The 19,609-nt window shown below is 65.7% G+C and carries 15 protein-coding genes and 8 pseudogenes; 14 read left to right on the forward strand and 9 right to left on the reverse strand.

All coding sequences use genetic code 11. The features are described from left to right. Window positions 1–188 precede the first annotated feature (188 nt). Entirely contained in the window at window positions 189–1,550 is a 1,362-nt protein-coding gene (locus tag OG985_RS03525; protein WP_371666744.1) for an acyltransferase family protein, read from the reverse strand. Window positions 1,551–1,929: 379 nt separating this feature from the next. Here OG985_RS03525 and OG985_RS03530 point away from each other — a divergent pair, with 379 nt between their 5' ends. The 5 genes from OG985_RS03530 to OG985_RS03550 all read left to right on the forward strand — a co-directional run bounded on the left by OG985_RS03530 (window position 1,930) and on the right by OG985_RS03550 (window position 6,803). Next, window positions 1,930–2,505, forward strand: a complete 576-nt coding sequence (locus tag OG985_RS03530; protein WP_371666745.1) for an ATP-binding protein — start codon at window positions 1,930–1,932, stop codon at window positions 2,503–2,505. Between the two features lie 677 nt (window positions 2,506–3,182). Continuing rightward, complete coding sequence (locus OG985_RS03535) at window positions 3,183–3,533, forward strand: transposase (protein WP_371674248.1); 351 nt, start codon at window positions 3,183–3,185, stop codon at window positions 3,531–3,533. Beyond that, window positions 3,530–4,549 carry a transposase gene (locus tag OG985_RS03540; protein WP_371666746.1) on the forward strand — a complete coding sequence of 340 codons (1,020 nt, stop codon included), beginning with the start codon at window positions 3,530–3,532 and terminating at the stop codon, window positions 4,547–4,549. The genes OG985_RS03535 and OG985_RS03540 overlap by 4 nt, the downstream gene beginning before the upstream one ends. 28 nt (window positions 4,550–4,577) lie before the next feature. Continuing rightward, a complete protein-coding gene (gene ltrA / locus OG985_RS03545) occupies window positions 4,578–5,864 on the forward strand; it encodes a group II intron reverse transcriptase/maturase (RefSeq protein ID WP_371666748.1) in 1,287 nt (428 codons plus the stop codon). Between the two features lie 516 nt (window positions 5,865–6,380). After that, a complete protein-coding gene (locus OG985_RS03550; RefSeq protein ID WP_371666749.1) occupies window positions 6,381–6,803 on the forward strand; it encodes a subtilase-type protease inhibitor in 423 nt (140 codons plus the stop codon). 640 nt (window positions 6,804–7,443) lie between these two features. On the opposite strand, the gene OG985_RS03555 is transcribed toward OG985_RS03550, so the two are convergent. Beyond that, a complete protein-coding gene (locus tag OG985_RS03555) occupies window positions 7,444–8,235 on the reverse strand; it encodes an IS630 family transposase (RefSeq protein WP_371666750.1) in 792 nt (263 codons plus the stop codon). Then, window positions 8,124–8,531, reverse strand: coding sequence for a helix-turn-helix domain-containing protein (locus OG985_RS03560; RefSeq protein ID WP_371666751.1), 408 nt, complete (start codon window positions 8,529–8,531; stop codon window positions 8,124–8,126). Before OG985_RS03560 ends, OG985_RS03555 begins: the two co-directional genes overlap by 112 nt. A 156-nt stretch (window positions 8,532–8,687) precedes the next feature. On the opposite strand from OG985_RS03560, the pseudogene OG985_RS03565 reads away from it, so the two are divergent. Together OG985_RS03565 and OG985_RS03570 are read left to right on the forward strand one after the other, a co-directional pair. Continuing rightward, window positions 8,688–9,010: pseudogene (locus OG985_RS03565) on the forward strand (transposase); the annotation flags it as partial. 27 nt (window positions 9,011–9,037) lie between these two features. Then, window positions 9,038–9,190: pseudogene (locus OG985_RS03570) on the forward strand (transposase); the annotation flags it as partial. Here OG985_RS03570 and OG985_RS03575 read toward each other — a convergent pair. Beyond that, window positions 9,173–9,982, reverse strand: a pseudogene (locus tag OG985_RS03575) (IS30 family transposase); the annotation flags it as partial. The pseudogenes OG985_RS03570 and OG985_RS03575 overlap by 18 nt on opposite strands. A 289-nt stretch (window positions 9,983–10,271) precedes the next feature. Between OG985_RS03575 and OG985_RS03580 the strand changes: the two are divergent. After that, window positions 10,272–10,447 (forward strand): annotated as a pseudogene (locus OG985_RS03580) (IS1380 family transposase); the annotation flags it as partial. Between the two features lie 175 nt (window positions 10,448–10,622). On the opposite strand, the gene OG985_RS03585 reads toward OG985_RS03580, so the two are convergent. The 4 genes from OG985_RS03585 to OG985_RS03600 form a co-directional block, all read right to left on the reverse strand. After that, on the reverse strand, window positions 10,623–11,495 hold the full coding sequence (locus OG985_RS03585; protein ID WP_371666752.1) for an IS3 family transposase: 873 nt from the start codon (window positions 11,493–11,495) through the stop codon (window positions 10,623–10,625). After that, the gene (locus OG985_RS03590; RefSeq protein ID WP_053743648.1) at window positions 11,492–11,800 is read right to left on the reverse strand and encodes an IS3 family transposase; all 309 of its coding nucleotides are present in this window, start codon (window positions 11,798–11,800) and stop codon (window positions 11,492–11,494) included. Before OG985_RS03590 ends, OG985_RS03585 begins: the two co-directional genes overlap by 4 nt. Window positions 11,801–12,045: 245 nt before the next feature. Next, window positions 12,046–12,459 carry a hypothetical protein gene (locus OG985_RS03595; protein WP_371666753.1) on the reverse strand — a complete coding sequence of 138 codons (414 nt, stop codon included), beginning with the start codon at window positions 12,457–12,459 and terminating at the stop codon, window positions 12,046–12,048. A gap of 192 nt (window positions 12,460–12,651) precedes the next feature. Next, window positions 12,652–13,137, reverse strand: coding sequence for a transposase (locus tag OG985_RS03600; protein ID WP_371674250.1), 486 nt, complete (start codon window positions 13,135–13,137; stop codon window positions 12,652–12,654). A 779-nt stretch (window positions 13,138–13,916) separates the two neighbouring features. On the opposite strand from OG985_RS03600, the gene OG985_RS03605 reads away from it, so the two are divergent. Next, window positions 13,917–14,831, forward strand: a complete 915-nt coding sequence (locus tag OG985_RS03605; protein WP_371666755.1) for a D-alanyl-D-alanine carboxypeptidase family protein — start codon at window positions 13,917–13,919, stop codon at window positions 14,829–14,831. 239 nt (window positions 14,832–15,070) lie between these two features. Next, window positions 15,071–15,247, forward strand: coding sequence for a hypothetical protein (locus OG985_RS03610; protein ID WP_371666756.1), 177 nt, complete (start codon window positions 15,071–15,073; stop codon window positions 15,245–15,247). A gap of 1,314 nt (window positions 15,248–16,561) precedes the next feature. Here OG985_RS03610 and OG985_RS03615 read toward each other — a convergent pair. Next, a pseudogene (locus OG985_RS03615) lies at window positions 16,562–16,957 on the reverse strand (transposase); the annotation flags it as partial. 230 nt (window positions 16,958–17,187) lie between these two features. On the opposite strand from OG985_RS03615, the pseudogene OG985_RS03620 reads away from it, so the two are divergent. From OG985_RS03620 to OG985_RS03635, 4 genes and pseudogenes are all read left to right on the forward strand, one after another. Then, a pseudogene (locus tag OG985_RS03620) lies at window positions 17,188–17,833 on the forward strand (transposase); the annotation flags it as partial. Between the two features lie 136 nt (window positions 17,834–17,969). Then, a complete protein-coding gene (locus OG985_RS03625) occupies window positions 17,970–18,725 on the forward strand; it encodes a transposase family protein (RefSeq protein ID WP_371666485.1) in 756 nt (251 codons plus the stop codon). Window positions 18,726–18,728: 3 nt separating this feature from the next. Continuing rightward, window positions 18,729–18,911: pseudogene (locus OG985_RS03630) on the forward strand (transposase); the annotation flags it as partial. Window positions 18,912–19,052: 141 nt separating this feature from the next. Further along, window positions 19,053–19,342: pseudogene (locus tag OG985_RS03635) on the forward strand (transposase). Window positions 19,343–19,609 lie beyond the last annotated feature (267 nt).

The following is a 19,609-nucleotide window of genomic DNA, read 5'->3' on the forward strand; positions in this document are numbered from 1 at the left end:
CCGCGCACGAGAGCCAGTCGCACCGCAGACAGGTCCGGGGTGAGCGCTCACGTACTCGTGATCCGCGATAGCCGCCGACGGTCGCTTACGTGACGGCGCAAGCCGCTGGAGGGCGATATAAGCCCTCGGCGTGACGGCTCTGCGAGCACCCTTCATACTGGTGAACAGTTTCCAGACGAGACGCGCCGCTATCGGCCCGCTGTGACGTCTTGTAGGTTCCAGCCACGTGTTAGTAGTCGCTGCCGCATGAGGCGGCCGAGCGGACGTTCGACCAGTCTGCAGATGAGGAAGGCCAATCCCAGCATGCAGGTGAGTGAAAGCGACATCGCAGGCCAGAGTCCCAGCCCCGGCAGCTCCAGCAGCAGCCCCTTGGCTAGCGGAATTCCGATGCTCTGATGCACGAGATAGAACGGGTAGGTGAGCCCGCCCGCGGTGACCAGCCAGCCCCACTGAACTCGCGCCAGAGGTCCGACTCCAGCCATAGCCAGCAAGCCGAGACAAATCGCGAGCAGAACTGCACACACAAGCCAGGACAGCCGACCGACACCGCTGAACGTGGTCGCATGAGAAGCCACTCGGAATTGGAGCACGGTGAGTTCATAGCACCATGCGAAACCTAGCAGGAGCCATAGCAGCAGGTTACGACCGAACCTGCGCATGAGATAGAGCGTAATCCCGGCGACGAAAAGACCGGCATACTGGCTCAGCACGAACTCATTGAGCAGGAGTGAGCCAGTCTCCCGGGTGAATACACCAGCCAGCAGCCAAGCGCTACAGAAAAGCACCATTCGCTGATAGGTCAATCCTATGGCAAGCAGCGTTGTTATCAGCAGATAGAAACGTGCCTCTACCCAGAGCGTCCAAGTGACGCCGTTGAGCAGGTCGAGCCCCAGAGGTCCCGGAACCATCGTCAGGTTTCCCACGACCGTACGAGGATCCATTGGCGTGGCTGCCGGCCAATGGCCGAGCCGGGCAGCCAGGACAAGCACGACGACCAGGACCACCGAGCACCAGTAGCCTGGGAAAATCCGCGCAAGACGGGAGACGACAAACTGTGCTGGGCTCCGCCCCCAGCAGCTCATGCAAATAACAAATCCACTGATCATAAAGAAAAATTCGACGCCGAGCCATCCGTAGCGGCTAGCCGCATGCAGGAACGGGGCGAACTCTGCGAGGTCAGTCTTGCTCCAGAAGTGTGGAGTGGTCGTCCCCAGATAGTGGTAAGCAGCCACCGCTACCGCAGCTATGAGACGCAGCCCGTCGACTGCAGCAAGTCGCGGACAGTTCCCATTCTGGACTTGGCCGGCAATCGCGGACTCATTGAACTCAGGGGATTTCTGCAAGATGCAACGCGCAGCTTCCACTAAAAATTGCAAGGAATAGATAAACCCACCATGTCTCGCCTCACAAGTCGGCGACATGAGGGAAGTTTCTCGATCTTGACGCGTAAGACTCAGGGAAGAAACTATCCGACGACCGACTGGCCTACCTGAGTAAAGATCCTCCATGCCGCGCCACAGAGCATGCTCATCAACCGCCGTCAGCGGCAAACCCCGAGCGTGACCACCTTCTCCACGCCGGCCTGCGCCGCATCTGACGACGCACCGACCGCTCAACACGACAACTCAACGGAAAGTCAGTAACACCCAGATATACGGTGAGGGCTCCCGGCTCGAGCGGGCGCTGAAGCAGGTTTCTGAGCACAAGCCGGAGTCGGGCGATCTCGCCCACTGTCTGACCAGATGTTGGCGGACCTGACCTGCACGTCGCGGAAGGCCCCGCCATTCCTGAGACGACGCGGAATGCGACGCACCGCCGCGAGCGCAATTTCGTCTCAAAGGTTTCCTTCCATGTGGAATACGAGCGTTGCCTGTTTGAGTACGGGTTGCTCAGGGTGCTGCGGATGGGCGGGAGGAGGGTGGTCAGTAGATGAACAACCAGACGAGCCAGACGCCGCCCCTCCTGGAAGTGATCATCATGTACGCCGCCGTTTTCGACCGCCGCTTCCCCGGCCCGTCCGGCGGCACTGCAACAGGTGAGCGCCCCGGCCACGAAGCCGCGCCCAGCAACCGGCCAAAACCGATTCCCCTACCGCGTCACGCTGTGGACAACCACGACCGGGACCTCACCCAGGCACTGGAACACCGGCCCCAGGCAGCGGGAACGGCCCGGCACCTCGCCCAGGTGACCCTCCAGAACTGGCGGACCGACACCGAGGCAACCGACGCAGCTGTTCTGATCGTTTCCGAACTGGTCACGAACGCCGTCGAACACGCTCAGGCACCCATCGCCCTGCATCTGCACCGTGAACCAACCGGCAGCCGCATCTGGATCGGTGTCACCGACGGCGGTCCCGCCCCCCACCAAGGCCCCTGGACCAGCTCCTGCAGCGACGACGAACACGGCCGCGGCCTGACCATCGTCACCATGCTCGCCGACACCCACGGCACCCACCCCCACCCCGACGGCCGCACCACCCATTGGGCACGCCTCACCGCCGCCTGAAATTCCAACAGCCAGTGCGCGTCCCTGAGCTGCGTTTTCAAAGACGGCATCAGCGGACGACGGCTTGTGGCGTCTTCTTCGACTCCTAATGATGTTCAGTGCACGGGATGATGTTCAGTGCACGGGTGACAGAATCGCGCATACGCGATCTCACGTCGTTGCAGGTAGGCTCAGTCCGCAAGAGTCTTGGCCTTCTTCCGCGATGAGCTGGCCGGGTGTTCAGCGGGGCCGTCCGCGGAGCCTCCCCCTGAGCGGTGGACACGCTGATACTGGATCTGGTTGATCCGTAGGAAGCGAGAAGACCGACGATGGCGATGAAGGTACTACTGGGACGAGTTCACGGCCGATGCCGTGGCCCTGTACGAGTGCACACCCGGGGCGACCTCTAAGAGTCGACCGTTCACCTGCGGTGACGCCCCGCAGGCGTGAAAATCGGTGCAGGGGCTGTCCGCCGACGCCGCTTGATGTTTGGGCCCTGAGCCCGCGTAGGAGTCTGTGAGGGAGCCGTCCGAGGGGGCCGCACGCTGTCGCCTTGAGCACGCCGATCAGCTTCTCCGTTACCCCTTTGGCTTCCCGGGCAGCCCCTGCCTGCACCAGCACAACAAGGGGGTGCGTCATGGAGGAGTTGAGAAAAAGACCACGACGACGGCACCGTCGCCAGGGTCGCGGCGATCGACATCGCGAAGGCGTCCGGGATGATCTGCCTGCGCGTCCCGCACGACACCATCGAGGGCCGTCGCGTTCAGAAGGTCTGGACCGTCGCCTCGACTACGAACACGATCCTCGAACTCGGTGACCGGCTGGTCTGCCAGGGCGTCGAGCGGGTGGTCATCGAAGCGACGGGATCGTACTGGCGCCCGTTCTTCTACCTGCTGGAGGCTCGCGGCCTGGACTGCTGGCTGGTCAACGCGCGGGACGTGAAGAACGTCCCCGGGCGCCCGAAGACCGACAAGCTGGACGCGGTCTGGCTGGCCAGGCTTGCCGAACACGGCATGAACCGGGCCTCGTTCGTCCCGCGAAGTCGGTGAGGCAGCTGCAGGATTTCACCCGCACCCGCACCGTGTTCGTCCAGGAACGCACCCGGCACAAGCACCGCGTGGACAAGGCCCTGCAGGACGCGCAGATCAAACTGTCCGACGTCGTCTCGGACCTGTTCGGCATGTCCGGGCGAGCCATGCTCGATGCCCTGGTCGCCGGAGAACGCAATCCGCGCACCCTGACCGACCTCGCCAAAGGCAACTTGGCCAAGAAGAAGCCGGCCCTCATCGAGGCCCTGACCGGGCAGTTCGAAGACCACCACGCCCGGCTCCTGAGGCTGCTGCCGGGCACCGTCGGCCACCTCACCGCACAGTTAGGCGAACTCAACCGGCTGATCGCCCGGACGCTGGAGGAGATCACCACCCCGCCAGACCGCTCGGGCACCGGGAGCGAGCCCGCCACGACAGTCAGTGCACGGGTTCTGGCCGAGAAGCTGGACGCCGTCCCCGGGACCGGACCGGCCACCGCACAGATCATCCTCGCCGAGACCAGCGCGGACATGAGCCAGTTCCCCACGCCCGAGCACCTCGTCTCCTGGGCGAAGTTGTGTCCCCGCACCATCCAGTCCGGCGCGAAGAACAGCACGGGTCCGGCCGGGCAGGGCAACCCCTGGCTCAAGGGCGCCCCCGGCGAGGCCGCCAATGCCGCCGCCCGCACCGGCATCTTCCTCGGCGCCCGCTACCGCCGCATCGTCAAACGCCGCGGACACGCCAAAGCCCTGGTCGCCGTCGCCCGCTCGATACTCGTCATCGCCTGGCACCTGATCAACGACCCAGACGCCTCCTACCAGGAGCTCGGCGCCGACTGGCACCGCCGCCACCTCGACACCGCCCGCAAGACCCGCGATCTTGTCCGCCAGCTCCAGGCCCTCGGCCACCAAGTCGTCATTCACCCCGGCATCAGCCTGACCGGCCCGTCTCACCGTCATCCGGTCCGCACGCGGCCCGGATGCTGCCGCCTGCCCTCCCGAACATCGATTTCCTCACCGTCGCGTGGGAGAGGGTGAGGGGCAATAGGGCGCGCGCACCGCCGGCGTGGACCGGGTCATCCCGGCCTTCATCGCCGCCGACGCCGACATCGTGGCCTTCCTGAAGAACACGCGGGAGCAGTTGAAGGCCCGCACGTTCACCCCTCTGCCGGTGCGGGAGCGCATGATCCCCAAGCCGGGCAGCGGGGGAAAGCTCAGGAGGCTGGGGATTCCCACCGCGATGGACAGGCTCGTGCAAGCCGCGCTCGTGCTGGTCCTGGAGCCGATCTTCGAGGCGTCCTTCAAGCCGGTCAGCTACGGCTTTCGCCCCGAACGACGAGCCCATGACGCGATCGCTGAGGTGCACCACTTCGGCACCAAGGGCTACCACTGGGTGCTGGATGCGGACATCGAAGCGTGCTTCGACAACATCGCACACTCCGCTCTCCTGGAGCGGATGCGCCGACGAGTCGGAGACAAGCGGGTTCTCGCCCTGGTCAAGGCGTTCCTGAAGGCGGGCATCATGTCCGCCGATGGCGAGACCAGGGACACGAACACCGGCACACCCCAAGGCGGGATCGCCTCACCGCTGTTGGCGAACATCGCCCTCTCGGCGCTGGATGAACACTTCTGTGCCAAGTGGGACGCTCACGGCAACGGCGGCAGGCGGACAGCACACCGTCGACGCGGAGGGGCGACATACCGGATCGTCCGCTACGCGGACGATTTTCTGATCATGGTGTGCGGCGCCCGAGCTCACGCGGACGCGCTGTGGGAGGAGGTCACGGCCGTGCTCGCCCCTCTGGGGCTCCGCCTGTCCGTGGCCAAGACCTGGGTCTGCCATATCGACGAGGGGCTGGACTTTCTCGGCTTTCACATCCAGCGGAGGCGCAAGAAGGGCACCAGCGAGCACTACGTCTACACCTATCCGTCGAAGAAGGCGCTGGCCTCCATCACGGGCAAGGTGCGGGCGATGACGAACAAGAGAGGTCAACGCACTCTCGCCGACCTGCTCCGCCAGCTCAACTCGGCGGTGCGGGGATGGTGTTACTACTTCCGGTTCGGGTCGTCCACAGCCACGTTCCACTATCTCGACGACTTCTGCTGGCGTCGAGTGACGTTGTGGCTGAGGAAGCAGCATCCCGGGATCGACTGGAGGACTCTGCGGCGCCGCTACTTGACCGGCGAGCCCGGTTGGCGGCCCGCAGAGGACGGGATCATGCTGTTCGTCCCGCAGCGGGTGAAGGTGACCCGCTATCGCTGGCGTGGATACAGTCCCGACACCGTGGGCGAGGGCCGCGACGGTGTGAACCGCGCGGTCCCAAGGGAGTCCGTGGAGCGCCGGATGCGGTGAGAGTCGCATGTCCGGTGCGGAGGGCGGGCCGGGGAAACGGGCTGGTCCCAAGGCCAGTACCGCGCCCCGGTCCGACCCCTACTGCACCAACGCCCTGTCACAGCAGGGTTGTTGAAGCTGAGGGCAGTTGATCCGGGTGCCTGCCGGAGCCAGAAACCTCCAATCCGGTGACTGCCGGACGGCGAAGATCCCTGACGAACGCGCGCCTTCGCCGCAGCGGCGATCAGCCGAAGTATCGCCGCCGCTCCTGCCCGTCATGGGCTTCTGGCCAACTTTGCGCTGCCAGGCAAGGGCTTACCAAGGCGAAGACTAGAACAAGTCGCTCCCCTAGCGTGTGAATACATTCCTTCGTGATTTTTTCAAGTCCTCCGCGACCTGCACACATGCCTTCCCAGCTCCATCGACTCCACCTGCGCTTCGCCCGTCCAGAACGGGTCCGTCCGGGTAGCGGAGTGGACCTGCCCAGAACAGACTCCACTCCGTCCTGACACTCCTTAACGAAGGAGCAAACCGTCCATGCGCAAACTCACGGCTCTTGCAACAGCTGTGCTCGCTGCAGCCGGACTCACGGCTACTGCCCCGTCTGCTCACGCCGGGCCTGGCAGCCTCTACGCCCCTTCGGCGCTCGTCCTGACGACCGCACGCGGTGAGGGTTTCGAGACCGCCATCCAGCGAGCAGTAACTCTCAGCTGTACGCCTCGCCCTACCGGAACACATCCCTCACCCGCCCCGGCATGCAGAGAGCTGCGGCAGACGGCCGGCCACCTCAGCACTCTCATCTCTCCAGCAGGCGGCCAACCCTGCACGAAGATCTACGCACCCGTGACAATCGGCGTCGACGGTGTGTGGCAGGGACAGCGCATCTCCTGGCAACACACATTCGCCAACCCATGCGAAAAGGAGGCCGCAACCAGCGGCAACACCGTGTTCGCCTTCTGAGCCCCACAACAGCCGCGCCACCCGCCGCCCCCAGCCGTAAGACCGGCCAGCACCGCGCCAAACGCCTCCCGCGCCCACGTCCGATCATTTCAGGCGCACGCCTGCAGATGAGCACCACCCTCAAGGTTCGAACGGGCCCCGCTTGAGGCAGTCCGATACACAGACCAGCTGACTGCCCTGTGAACTAGGAAACCTCACAGACACCACCTCACCTCACGCTTGGCCCGTACGGTGGGGGTACGGGCCAAGCACCACCTCAATCCCACCTCCGACATGGCCACTGAAGCCGCCCACATGCTCTGTGCGCGAACGTTGCTGACACGCAGAGGGATACGGGGACAAAAGCCCGGCCCAGGGTGGGCCCCGTCACAACGGATCACATCACGGTGGACTCGGTCCCAGACCGTCGCACACAGCCGCGGGGCAGGGGGTCTGTGCGCTCACCGTGTAATTGATCATGGAAGAGGCATCAAGTGAGTGACACCATGACCGAGTTCGTGGACGCCGATGACCAGGCGGATTCTTCGTGGAAGCCGCGACGGTCGAGCAGATCGACCAGCTCGTCGAGCAGGCCCGCAGCAAGGGGCTGCAGCCGACTGGCGAGGGCGGGCTGCTGCAGCAGCTAGTAGACTGTCGCGCCTTAATTTCTCTGTGTTGTTGGGTAGAGGTGGCGCAGTTTCACGCGTGCGTCGTCGGTGGTGAAGTGCCAGTCGACTTGGCGCTGGTTGCTGTTGGTGTACTGCTGCCAGGCGGCGAGTTCGGTGTTGAGCACGGCGAGGTCGTGGATGCGGCGGTCCAGGCACTGGCGGGTGAGTGCGGACAACTCGATCTCGGCGATGTTGAGCCAGGAACCGTGTTTGGGTGTGTGGTGGATCTCCAGGCGCTGGGCGAGCGCGAAGGCCCTCGCCGGGTCGAACGCCTCATAGAGCGAGGCTGTGGTGTGGGTGTTGAGGTTGTCCATGACCAGCACGACCGTGGCGGCGTCGGGGTAGTCCACGGTCAGCAGGTGCTCGACCTGGTGCGCCCAGTCGACCCTGGTCCGGCGGGACTGCGCGTCCACGCGCCGCCATCCGCGCAGCGGCTCGACCCAGCAGAAGATCGAGCAGGTCCCCGAGCGGACGTACTCGTTGTCCTCGCGCCGGTCACGGCCCGGCCGTGCGGGAAGCGGATCGCGGACGTGACCGAGCGGCTGGTACGGCTTCTCATCCATGCACACCACCGGGCGCGCCGGATCGAAGGGTCGGCGGTAGACCGCCAGGACGTCCTCCATCGCCGCGGCGAAAGCCGCATTCGCAGCCGGCGGGATGGTCCAGCACTTCTTCACATGAGGACGCAATTCCGTTTTTTTAACACCCGGCCGATCGTGGAGTGGTCCAGGTCCGGGATGTCCTCGACCAGCGCGACGTGCTTCTCCAGCAGGCGCAGCGACCACCTGGCGTGTCCCTTGGGCGGCGTCGAGCAGGCCAGTGCGATCAACCGCGCCTCGACCTCGCCGGTCACTGCGGAGGGTACCGGCGGGAGTGCGCGTGCCTTCCGGCCGACCGTGGCCCACACATCACCACCGGTCTCCGCGTACCGCTTCGAGATCAGGCGGACCGTATCGCACGAGACCCCGACCCGGTCCGCGATCACCACCCGCGGAGCGACCGCGCCGGCCGAGGTGTCCAACGCGAGCAGCACCCGCGCCCGCCTGATCATCGACGCGCTGCGGACCCCCGTCGTCGTCACGCGCTCCAAAGCCCGACGATCTTCGGCACACAACGCGACCGGATACTTCTTCTGCGAGGACACGGCACCCCTGCCCGGCCGAACGGAAGCGACAAGTGACGCTCGCTCGGCCAACTCCACCAACCAGGAAGACACTTAGTCGCGACAGTCTACTAGAGCAAGAAGGTTCTGGAGTCCGCCCTGGAGGGCTAGATCACCGACCATCTCGGCTATGGCAAGCACGATCCTGCGGGCAAGGACGGCGGCAACTCCCGCAACGGCGCCCGCTCCAAGGCGGTCCTGACGGACATCGGGCCGGTCGAGATCGACGCGCCCCGCGACCGGGAGAGCTCCTTCGAGCAGGCCATCGTCAAGAAGCGGCAGCGCCGGCTGACCGGCGTGGACGAGATGGTGCTCTCGCTGTCCGCCAAGGGCCTCACGGGGGGATTTCCGCCCACCTGGCCGAGGTCTACGGCGCGGACGTGTCCAAGACGACCATCAGAAGTCTTCCAGCGCACGCCGACGGTGGTGCGCGTGGGGGCCGGTGGAGCGATCACCGCCGGGTGATCAACGGGGTGCTGTATCGCGTGCGCACGGGAGTGCAATGGCGGGATTTGCCGGAGCGCTTCGAGCCCTGGGAGACGGTCTATAAGCGTCATCGCCGCTGGTCGGCGGACGGTGGGCGGATTCTCGCCCCAGCCCTCCAGACGGGGCAGGTGCACCAGGAGCGTGGAGCGGCTGCTGCGCTCGACAAGCGTGCCGATCGCGGAGCGGCCCGTCCCGATAATCAAATCGCCTTCCCAGTGTCCGGGGACCGCGCGGTCCGTGGCCTCGGCGGGGCGTTCGCTGAGGACGACGTCCGCGGTGACATGCCCCTGCGGCTTGTTCTGCGACCGTGCACGGGGAGCCCGCAGCGCCCGGCCGGTGCGCAGGCACGTCACCAGTTCCCGCTTGAGCGCGCCACGGCCTTCGATGAACAGCGCCTGGTAGATCGCTTCGTGGCTGATGCGCATGGACTCATCATCGGGGAAGTCGACACGGAGTCGGTGCGAAATCTGCTCCGGACTCCATGCCGTCGCCCAACGTCTGTCCTGACGGTGCGGCTTGTTCAGCCCTTTCCATGCGGGCGTCTTGGGCCCGGTGACGGTCATCTTGTCGGGGCGACGGATGCTGCCGGCGAGCCGGTCCTCTACGTACTCACGCAACCGGTCGTTACCCAGGAGTTTCGCGTTCTTCGGGCGCTTGGCCGCCTGCTGAGCCTTCCACTGGGCGACCGTCGCGCGGTATTCCTGCTTGCCGCCGCGCGTGGCGGCGTTGCGGCGCAGTTCGCGAGAGATTGTCCCGGGGTCTCGCCCCAGGGCGCGGGCGATCTCGCGCACGCCCTTGCTCATCGCCATGAGGATCGCGATCTCCTCGCGCTCTTCGAACGTGAGGTACCGGCCCGAGGGCTCGGCCAACGAGATCGGAGGCATGCCGCCAGCGTGACGAAACCACCTCGCACCCACCGGCCACGACACGCCGACCACCAACGACGCCTCCACCGTCGTGACCCCCGTGGCGATCAGTCGCCAGAACTGGCGCTGCACGACCCGAGAAGGATCAGGCCGCCCCGGCGAACGCATCGCCGGCCGCAACGCACGGTCAGCGCGCCACTGCCGACGCCGCCCCTCCGGAACATCGCTGGTCTTCAAACTCCAGTCCGCCGTGGCCACGTCGCACACCTCCGAGATCAGGGTGTTGCGACAACCAGTTGAATCCACCCTGTCCTACTCGGTCGGCATGGTGATCACAGATGCGATCCACGAGCGCATGCTGAAGGTTTCGGCATCCGCCTGGACACCAGCCATCGAGGCGGACGGCGAAATCCGCGAAACGGCGCCTGGACGCGCCGAAATCACCGGCGACGTCCTAATGGCTGGCCCGAAGGCATGCGACTGAGCCTCTTCAGCGGCCACTCCCCAAGGTGAATGGGTGCCGAAGGTTGACCGCGGCACGGCCTGCAGTGATCGGCAACTTCGCGGAGACGGCCGTCACCCGATCGGTGCCAAGCTGAACAAGCTCACTGATCGTTCTGAGCTTGTTCCGCTTTGACGGACACCATCGGTGTGGTGGTCAGGCTGCGAGTGCGGTCTCGTATTCGGCGGGACTGCGATAGCCGAGGCTGCTGTGCAGACGGTGCAAGTTGTACCAGCCCTCGATGAAATCAAAGATCGCGGTGCGGGCGGCGGCCCGGCTGGGCCAGGAGACGGCGTCGAGCAGCTCCCTTTTGACGGTGGCGAAGAACGACTCGGCGAGTGCGTTGTCCCAGCATTGTCCGGTGCGGCCGACCGACAGACGCACCCCCAACTGGTCTGCCAGCGCGGCGAATTGCTGGCTCGTGTACTGACAGCCACGATCCGAGTGAAAGATCACCGGCCGGGTGGGACGGCGCTTGCGGCAGGCGGCCGTGAGGGCATCGGCGACCAGATCGGTCCGCAGGTGGTCGGCTGTCGCCCAGCCGACCACGCGACGGGAGGCGATGTCGATGACGGTGGCCAGATAGAGCCAGCCCTCCTCCGTGGCGATGTAGGTGATGTCGCCGCACCAGCGGGCATCCAGGCCGGCGGGGTCGGGCTGGAAGTCCCGGACGACGAGATCGGGCCGCAGGGCAACTCGTGGATCGGGGATCGTCGTCAGGTGCCGTCGTCTGCGGTGTCGGCCCTGCAGGCCGGCAGCCCGCATCAGCCGCGCGACACGTCGGCGGCCACATCCGGCGCCTGCCCGCTTGAGCACGGCATGGACGCGCGGGGCGCCGTAGGTTCCCCGCGATCTCGTATGGACGTCGGCGATCTGTTCCGCCAGCTCGGCGTCACGGACCGCGCGGGGACCAGGCTTGGCAGCGCGGCGGGCATAGAAGGCGGTCCTGGAGACCTTCAGCAGCTCACACGCTCGTTTGACGCTGTGACCTGCACGCTTCTCCGCCTCGATGAACGGGTGCACCGTCACCGGGTCTCCTTCGCGAAGAAAGCCGTGGCCCGCTTGAGGATGTCGACGTCCTCACGCAGACGGCGGTTCTCCCGCCGCAGTGCGGCCAGTTCCTCACGTTCGCTGCTGGTCAGGCCGTCCCGCTCGCCCGCATCGACCTCGGCCTGCTTCACCCAGTCACGCACCGCGGTCTCGGTCAGATCGAAGTCCTTGGCGATCTGACCGACCGAGCGGTCACCGCGTCGACACAGCTCGACGATCTCCGCCTTGAACTCCGGCGTGAACGAGCGACGAGGGCGAGGCTTCTTCTTCCCCATGCTCTCCATGATGGACATCCTCCCGGGGCTGAACCCCTGATCTCGGATGTCCGTCAAAGCGGATCAAGCCCAGTTCGGCAGATTTCCCCGTCCCCACGACAGCACCTCAACACCTGGAACAGTGGACCCCAGCGCCAACCCGAGACGACACTCGGGGCCGCGGCCCTGCCCAGCCTCAGCCTGCAACGCGAAAACGGTCCACCGACTCCGTCGGCGGACCGTCACAACACTTCAAGGTTCAAAGCTCCGAGACCTTACGATCCCTCCACCAGGCCGGCGATGGCAGCTCGGGCCACTTGGAGGCTGGCTTGGCTTTTCGATGGTGACAGTATCTGCACTTGGAGCACTTCCTCTCCATCGCGGACCATCGTGACACCGTTCCCTGAGGCCGCTTCATCTCCGACGCCCGCGACCTTTGCTAGGCCTAGCGTTTCCGGAGAAAAAAATGACTGCCCATGCCACGTTGTGATGGCCATGCCGCCCTCCCCCACCGCGCTCCCATCTGCAAAGGTGTACTTGCACGACCTTCCCCTGAACTCCTCGAGAGGGCCTGCCTGCTTGATAACAGGAGTGTTCAGGATGCCGGAAAGGTCCGAGGCCGAAACAAGAGTGCACGGATCCACGGATCCCCTCTCACCGCCAACTGCAGACGCCGTCTTCTGCTGCACACTGCGCGGACGGTCGGGCGCAGAATGTGAGGAGGTAGGTGTCGTCTGACACCCGGCAGTGCACAGGATGACCGCCACGGCAGCGCAGCCCCCTGCAACGACGCGCTGAACGTTGCTTCGCAGATTCATGACTCCATAAAACGAGCGGCCGCCCCCACGGGCGTGAGTACTCGCTGCTCACTGCATCGCTGATCAACGAGGCCAGTCGCCGACGCTGCCAGCCTGTGCGCTGGACGCCGGCGGCCGCCGAGAAGAGGTCGTAGCCCCCGCACGCCGCCCGAGCTCTTTTACCTCGGCCCAGGTCGCCTCCTTCCACACGGTCACGGCCTGCTCATCGTGCTCGACCACCCGCCGCGCGGGTACCTGAGGACTGAAGCCGAGCCGGTGCATCAGCCTCGTGGCACCCGAGACGCTGTAGGAGACGTGGAACTTCCTGCCGATCAGCGTGGCCACCCGGGCAGCAGTCCACACCTGGTCCTCCACCCAGCCATGCGCGGCAGGCCCCTCATCGATGTACGCAGCCAGCTTTTCCAGACAGCGCGGGGACAGGCGGCATCGCGATCCACTCGAGCCACGAGAGACCAAGGCCTGCACGCCACCGTCCCGCCACATCTGCTGCCACTGGTAAGCCGACTTCGGGCTCACCCTCAGGCGTCGTGCGACTTCCGGCGGCTTGATGTTCTGCTCAACACTCCAGGCCCATCAGAGACGTCGAAGAAGATCACCCTAACAAGTCGAAGTCAGTACCTACCCGGCGTTGGGCCTTCACCCCTGATCTTGACCACACGAGACGTGGATCCTGAGGACCTGAGAACTGACGTCCATAGTCATGAAGCACTACCCCGCCGGTGAGTCCACTCAGCTCAAGCAGCCTCGTGTCGCATAAAGCAATCCTCGACGGCCGTCAGCGGCCCGCGACGCCGGTCAGCATGTCAAGTGAGGTGCCGACGGAGCAGCAGGCGAATCTTCCTCGGCCGCTTAGGCTGCGACGGGCGCTCCCCCAGTACCCGTCGTTCTGCGCGGTCCCAGGGCGGAAGCTCGACGCGGGCCCGGTTCGTGATCCGACGACTGTAGGCTTCTGCGCCGCAAAACCGGCGTTTTCCCCACGTCTGTCGTGGCAAGCCGGGAGGCAGGTTGCGGGCGTCCTGGCCGCGGTGGCCATGACTGGACCGACGTCGGTCGGCTCGAGTTGCCTTTGCACGTGGAGAGAACGCCAGGGATGACTCGCCGCCTCGCCGAACCTATGCCTGGCTCTGCAGCAGTTGAGTGGTGACTACCCAGGCCGACGGCGTTGATCTTCCGTCTTTCCTCGTGAAACCGTCTGGCAAGGTGACCAGCGGGCCCGCTCCCAGTCGCCGGGTCCTCCTGTCGTGCTGAGCCAGCGGCACAGTCGATGCGCCGTGTTGGGAGATTTCACGTTGTCCACTTGTCTGCACGAGGTTCGTTTCCGGCGAGCCGTGGCCGTCACAGCTACCACTGGTGCGCTGCTGGCGAGCGCCGCCGTGGCTGCGCCTGCCCTGGCTGCGCCTGCCCTGCCTGTGCCCGCCCCCTCGGTCAGCGCCAAGGCGGCGTTGATGCTCGACAGCGTCACCGGCTCCACGCTCTACAGCAAGGACGCCGGCACCAGGCGGCCCATGGCCAGCACTACCAAGATCATGACGGCGCGTGTGGTGCTGGGCACACCAGAGCTGAACCTCGGCCGTAAGGTGACCATCAAGCAGGCCTACCGGGATTATGTGACCACCCAGGGAGCAAGCACGGCGGACCTGAAGACCGGCGACAAGGTCACCGTCCGCCAGCTGCTGCACGCGATGATGCTGCCCTCAGGTTGTGACGCCGCGATGGCCCTCGCGGACACCTTCGGCACGGGCACGACCCTCTCGGCACGCACCCAATCGTTTATCGGCAAGATGAACAGCAAGGCCGAGGTCATGGGCCTGACGAACACTCACTTCGACTCCTTCGACGGCAACTCGACGCAGAACACGAACTACACGACACCGCTCGACCTCGCCAAGCTCACCCGTAGTGCTATGAAGAACACGACGTTTATGGGCATCGTAAAGAAGACGAAGACCGTCCAGTACGCGACAACGAGCACGAACGGCACCCGCACCTATACCTGGTACAACACTAATAAGCTACTGGGTTCCTACAGCGGCGCGACCGGTGTCAAGACCGGCACCAACACGCCGGCCGGCCCCTGCCTCGTCTTCTCCGCACTCCGCAACGGCAAAACTGTCGTCGGAGTACTCCTCAATGACCAAGACCGATTCCAGGACGCCGCCAAGCTGATGGACTACGCCTTCGGCACCACCTCCGCCGGCACCATGCAGCTGCGCACCCTGCCCACAGGCGCACAGCACGACTGACCCGCAGAAACCGCGCCCCGCACTGAATACCATCGCGTTTCCCTGTGAGCATCCCTAGCCTGATCAGCAGTCAAGTGACACTCTTCCGGATGCAGGCCGAAAGGACTCAGTCAGGCGCTCGCGCGAATCATCACGCATGGAGCATCACCATCGTCAACGTCCAGCCGCCCCGGAATGAAACAATGAACTCACAAGTCATGACCCCGCCGCAGACCTTTGTGATTGCCGCGATAGGGGGTTTGAGTGTCGTCATAGGCATGGGCCTCGCCATCCTCATCGGCTTGGCCGCCATGGCGTCCTGCAACCACCTCGTCCGCCGCCTGAACGCTCTCCGCGACCGCCGCGCCGCTCCCACCGACCTGGACATCTGCCAAGGCATCGCCGCCGCAAGCAGCGACCACGACCACAGGGCATAACGCACTGAAGCGAATCCCGTCGTGCGTCAAACTTATCAGGGGCTTCTGAACCGCCCCGGTTCGGTAGACCTCTCAGATTGTGGCTGTGAACTGGGGTTTTGTGAGGTCCGTGTAGTAGTTGGTCTCGTACTCGACGGGTGGGACCGTAGCCTCTTCACCGTGCAGGCGCCGGTGACAGTATCCAGTCGATCCACTCGGCGGTGGCCAACTCGACCTGGGGAAGGTCTTCCAGGGCCGTCGGGCGTGCTCATCAGCGTGCTGCCCGAGGACTCGACGAGTTCCTCCATGCGTACGGCGTTTTCCGCCATCCGCTTGTCCAGCGCCCGGATCTCCGTGACCAGATCACGGGCAAGGTCTTTGCGGATCTTTTCGACGGCGCCGGCGGGGCGGACCGTGCGCAACAGTGTGGCGGCCTGGTCCGCCGACAGCTGAGGCGGAGCCCCACCGGGCAGCAGGTCACGCAGCACCGCGTGCAGCTGGTTGACGGTGCGGACCCGGGCCTGGGCGAGGTTGGCGCATCGTGAGCAGGGCCAGGGCTGTGGTCGTCCACGTTCACCTCACGCCCGTCTTCGTGGATGTGGGCCGTGGCTGCGGCGGCAGCGTCGAACCGGTCATTCTTGCGGCCACCGCCACGGGTGAGCCGACGGACTCGTCCACGACGCTCTCCCCGCGGGCGAGAAGCCACTGAGCCAGGCGGCCGAGCCCGTTGGCGTTCTGCACCACCCACTTACGCTGCGGCCAGCGGCGGCCCCAGGTCAAGAGACGCCGGTAGTCCGCCAGGCTCGCCTCGATCCTCAGCGAGCCCCCGGCAGACAGGGTCGACGGCGGTAGCGGTGTGAGTGGACTTGTGCGGGTCAACACCGAGCAGTCACGGCAATTCTTCCTTACGACCGGACGACAGGACGTCCACGGTCGACACGCCGACTTCCGGAACCGCTGCCGGAACACGCCTCTGTTGGATCAGACCGTGGACGGACACCGGGCCGGGGGTACTCCCCCAGGCTGCCGGATGCGAAGGCAGTGGCCCACTCCTCGCCTACACCTGCCACCCATGAGTTCCGCCACCCACGAACGTCGCGGCACAGCCCGCGCACCCTCGCCCACCAGAATCGATCATGGAGTAGCCCATGCTCACTCAGCAGCTGCCCGTTCCTGATCCAATAAGGACGCGATGCCAATAGAGCCTGGCTCCCCCGCCAGAAGCATCGCACGTGGGTTGTCTTCGCCCGGCACAGGAGAAGGCAACCCACGCCAGGCCTGTCCAGTCAACGGCTCTGTTCCGTAGTCGGTGGTGACGGTGCGTTCTCCCCATTGCAGGAGGATGCGGTGACGGAGGAGGGCGAATCCTGCTCGGCCGTGCATCTGCCGCATGATCTTCTTGGTTCGGGTATTGACGCCCTCGGTCCGGCCGTTGTGGTGGGGCAGGGTGAGGCCGGCGTTCACGGCAGCGCGGTCGAGTTCCAGGCCGTTGCAGAAGCTGTGCAGATGGGGCAGGCCAGTGGTGCGGACTGTGGCGATCCACTGGGTGAGCTTGTCGTCGTTGGCCTGGGCCGGAGTCAGGAACGGGGCCAACTCGCCGGTGCGTCCAGCGAGTTCGGTCATCTCCGGGCACGCCGCGACGAGGAGGCCGAGCAGGTCGATGTCCTTGGTCCCCAGGTACTCGGGGTGGGTGAGCAGGAGCCGGGCGACGCGGCGGGGGGTGTCACGGGGCGATCGCCTTTCCAGCTCGCGGATCCTCTTCCGCGCGGCGGCGACTCTGCTTCCACCGAGCCCGGGGCCGGGTCCGGCGCAGCCGTCGTCGGCCCAAGGTGCGTCCAGAGAAGTGGTGTACGGGTTCGACCTGATCCGGGGGTTTGCTCCGGCATCGGGATGGTGCCCGCATGGATGAACGGCCACCGGCTGATCTTCGAAGTGTCGCAGCCTCGAAGGAGATCAGCACGATGACCACGCCTGACAGTGTGCCCCTGCACGCCCTCGCCGAGGACAATTCTCGCCGCGGCGAGCCCCGATCTGCTGCGCGCGATGGTCAAGACGTTCACTGACGCGCTCATGTCCGCCCAGGCGGATGCCCTCTGCAACGCCGAATACGGGCAGGTCAGCGACGAACGCGTCAACCACCGCAACGGATATCGCCCGCGCGAGTGGGACACCCGCGCCGGCACCGTCGAACTCGCCATCCCCAAGCTCAGGTCCGGGAGCTACTTCCCGCACTGGCGGCTGGAGCGACGTCGGCGGGCTGAGCAGGCCCTGATCTCAGTGGTCGCCGCCGCCTACCTGCTCGGTGTCCGTACGCGCCGGGTCGAGAAACTCGCCGAGCCCCTCGGCGTCACACAACTGTCGAGTCCCAGGTCAGTGCGATGGCCAAGAAACCTGGACGAACAGGTCGCCGCATTATTCCGCAACCGACCCCTGGACCAAGGCCCTTACGCATTCGTCTGGATCGACGCCCTGACCCAGAAGGTCCGCGAGGGCGGCCGCATCATCAACGGCCACGCGCTGATCGCGGTCGGCGTGAACGCCGACGGCCACCGCGAGATCCTCGGCATCGACGTCGCCTCCAGCGAGGACGGTGCCGGCTGGCTCGCCTCCTGCGCTCATTGAGCGTTTTCAGGGTGGCCACTGATCGAGTGATGCAAGGGGATGGCTGGCAGGGCAACGGACGAGGCTCCCAGGCAGTTGAGAGAGGTATCTGACATCTGATCTCGGTTGCCGGGGAGCCCCGTTGATTACGTATCCTGCCGCACTCGACCTCCCGCATGCCCTCGTGGAGACGGTCACGATGCTGATCGTCCTTCGTGAGGGTGACCGCCGGTGCAAGCTCCGTCCGTCCGCGCGTGCGGTTGTCGCGCTCGTGTACTTGCGCCAGCACACCACGCTGGCCCAGATCGCCGCTGGTTTCCGCATCAGCGTCGGGACCGCGCACGCCTATGTCCGCTCCGTGGTGGGCCTGCTGGCGCGCCGGGCTCCGGGGCTGACGCGGGCCCTGCGTGAAGTGAAGGCCCGGGCGGAATACGTGCTGGTGGACGGCACCCTCGCGGAGTGCGACCGGGTCGGTGACGGCCGCGGGGACTACTCGGGAAAGCACCGGCGTCACGGTGTGAACCTGCAGGTCGTCACCGATCCGGACGGCACCATCGTATGGATCTCGAAGGCGCTGCCCGGTCGCACCCACGACCTCACCGCCGCCCGCACCCACCGGATCATCGACACCTGCCGCAGACTCGGTATCCCGGTCCTGGCCGACCTCGGCTACCTCGGTGCCGGCGGCACCATCACCACCCCGATCCGACGTTCTCCCGGCAAAGAACTCAACCGCCGGCAGCTATCGCTGAACAGGGCTCATGCCCGCCTGCGCTACCCGGTCGAGCGCGGCATGGCCCGATTGAAGACCTGGCGGATCTTCCGCAAAGCCCGCTGCAGCCCCACCTGGCTCACCACCGCAGCCAAAGCCGTCCTCACCCTTGAGAGCTACTGCTGAAAATCCTCATTGATCGCCCGCGGCTTGTCCGGCGTCCAGCTCGTCAGCTCCGACGCACACACCGGACTGGTGGCCGCCATCGGTGCGGTTCTGCCCGGCTCATCGTGGCAACGCTGCCGAACTCACTACGCCCGAAACTTGCTGAGCCAGGTTCCGAAATCGGCCCAGCCCTGTCTGAGAACGGTCTGTCCAGCGAATTGCTGGAGGAGCTGGCCGCGTTCGCGGCCGAGAAGGTCCAGGGCGACCAGGGGCCGCGGCTGATGGGCGAGGGCGGGCTTGCTGCCCGAACTGGCCCGGCATCTGATGCAGGCCGCCCTGGAGGTCGAGATGGACGAGCACCTCGCCGCCGGGGCCGGCCGGATCGGCGGGCGCGGGTCCCGCTCGGGCGGCAACATGCGCAACGGCTACCGGGCCAGGAAGGTCATGACGGAGGTTGGCGCCATGACGGTGCAAGTCCCCAGAGACAGGCTGGGCACTTCCGGCCCCGGCTGCTGCCCGTGCACGCCCGCCGCACGGGTGCGCTGGACGACCTGGTGCTCTCGCTGACCGCGAAGGGCCTGACCTCCGGCGAGATCGTCTCCCGCCTCACCCAGACGTACGGGATGACGACCACGTAGGAGACCATCTCCACCATCACCGACAGTCATAGTGATATCCGGGTCCCCGGTGGTTGTGGCCCAATCACTGACTGACGTCCTGCTGGGCTGTCCTTGCTTTGATCTGTCCGACCGCCGGGGCCCCGGTTCCCAGGGCTCCGGCCGGGCGGAGCATGACCTCATAGGAGCCTGGCAAGAGGCCCCCTGACTGTCCTGTCTGCTCTTTCCGGCCGGAGCTACCTTCGGCAAGAAAGGCAGCTCCAGCATGACAGGCACAGAGGCGGCGGA

The sequence above is a fragment of the Streptomyces sp. NBC_00289 genome, assembly GCF_041435115.1.
Taxonomy (GTDB): Bacteria; Actinomycetota; Actinomycetes; order Streptomycetales; family Streptomycetaceae; genus Streptomyces.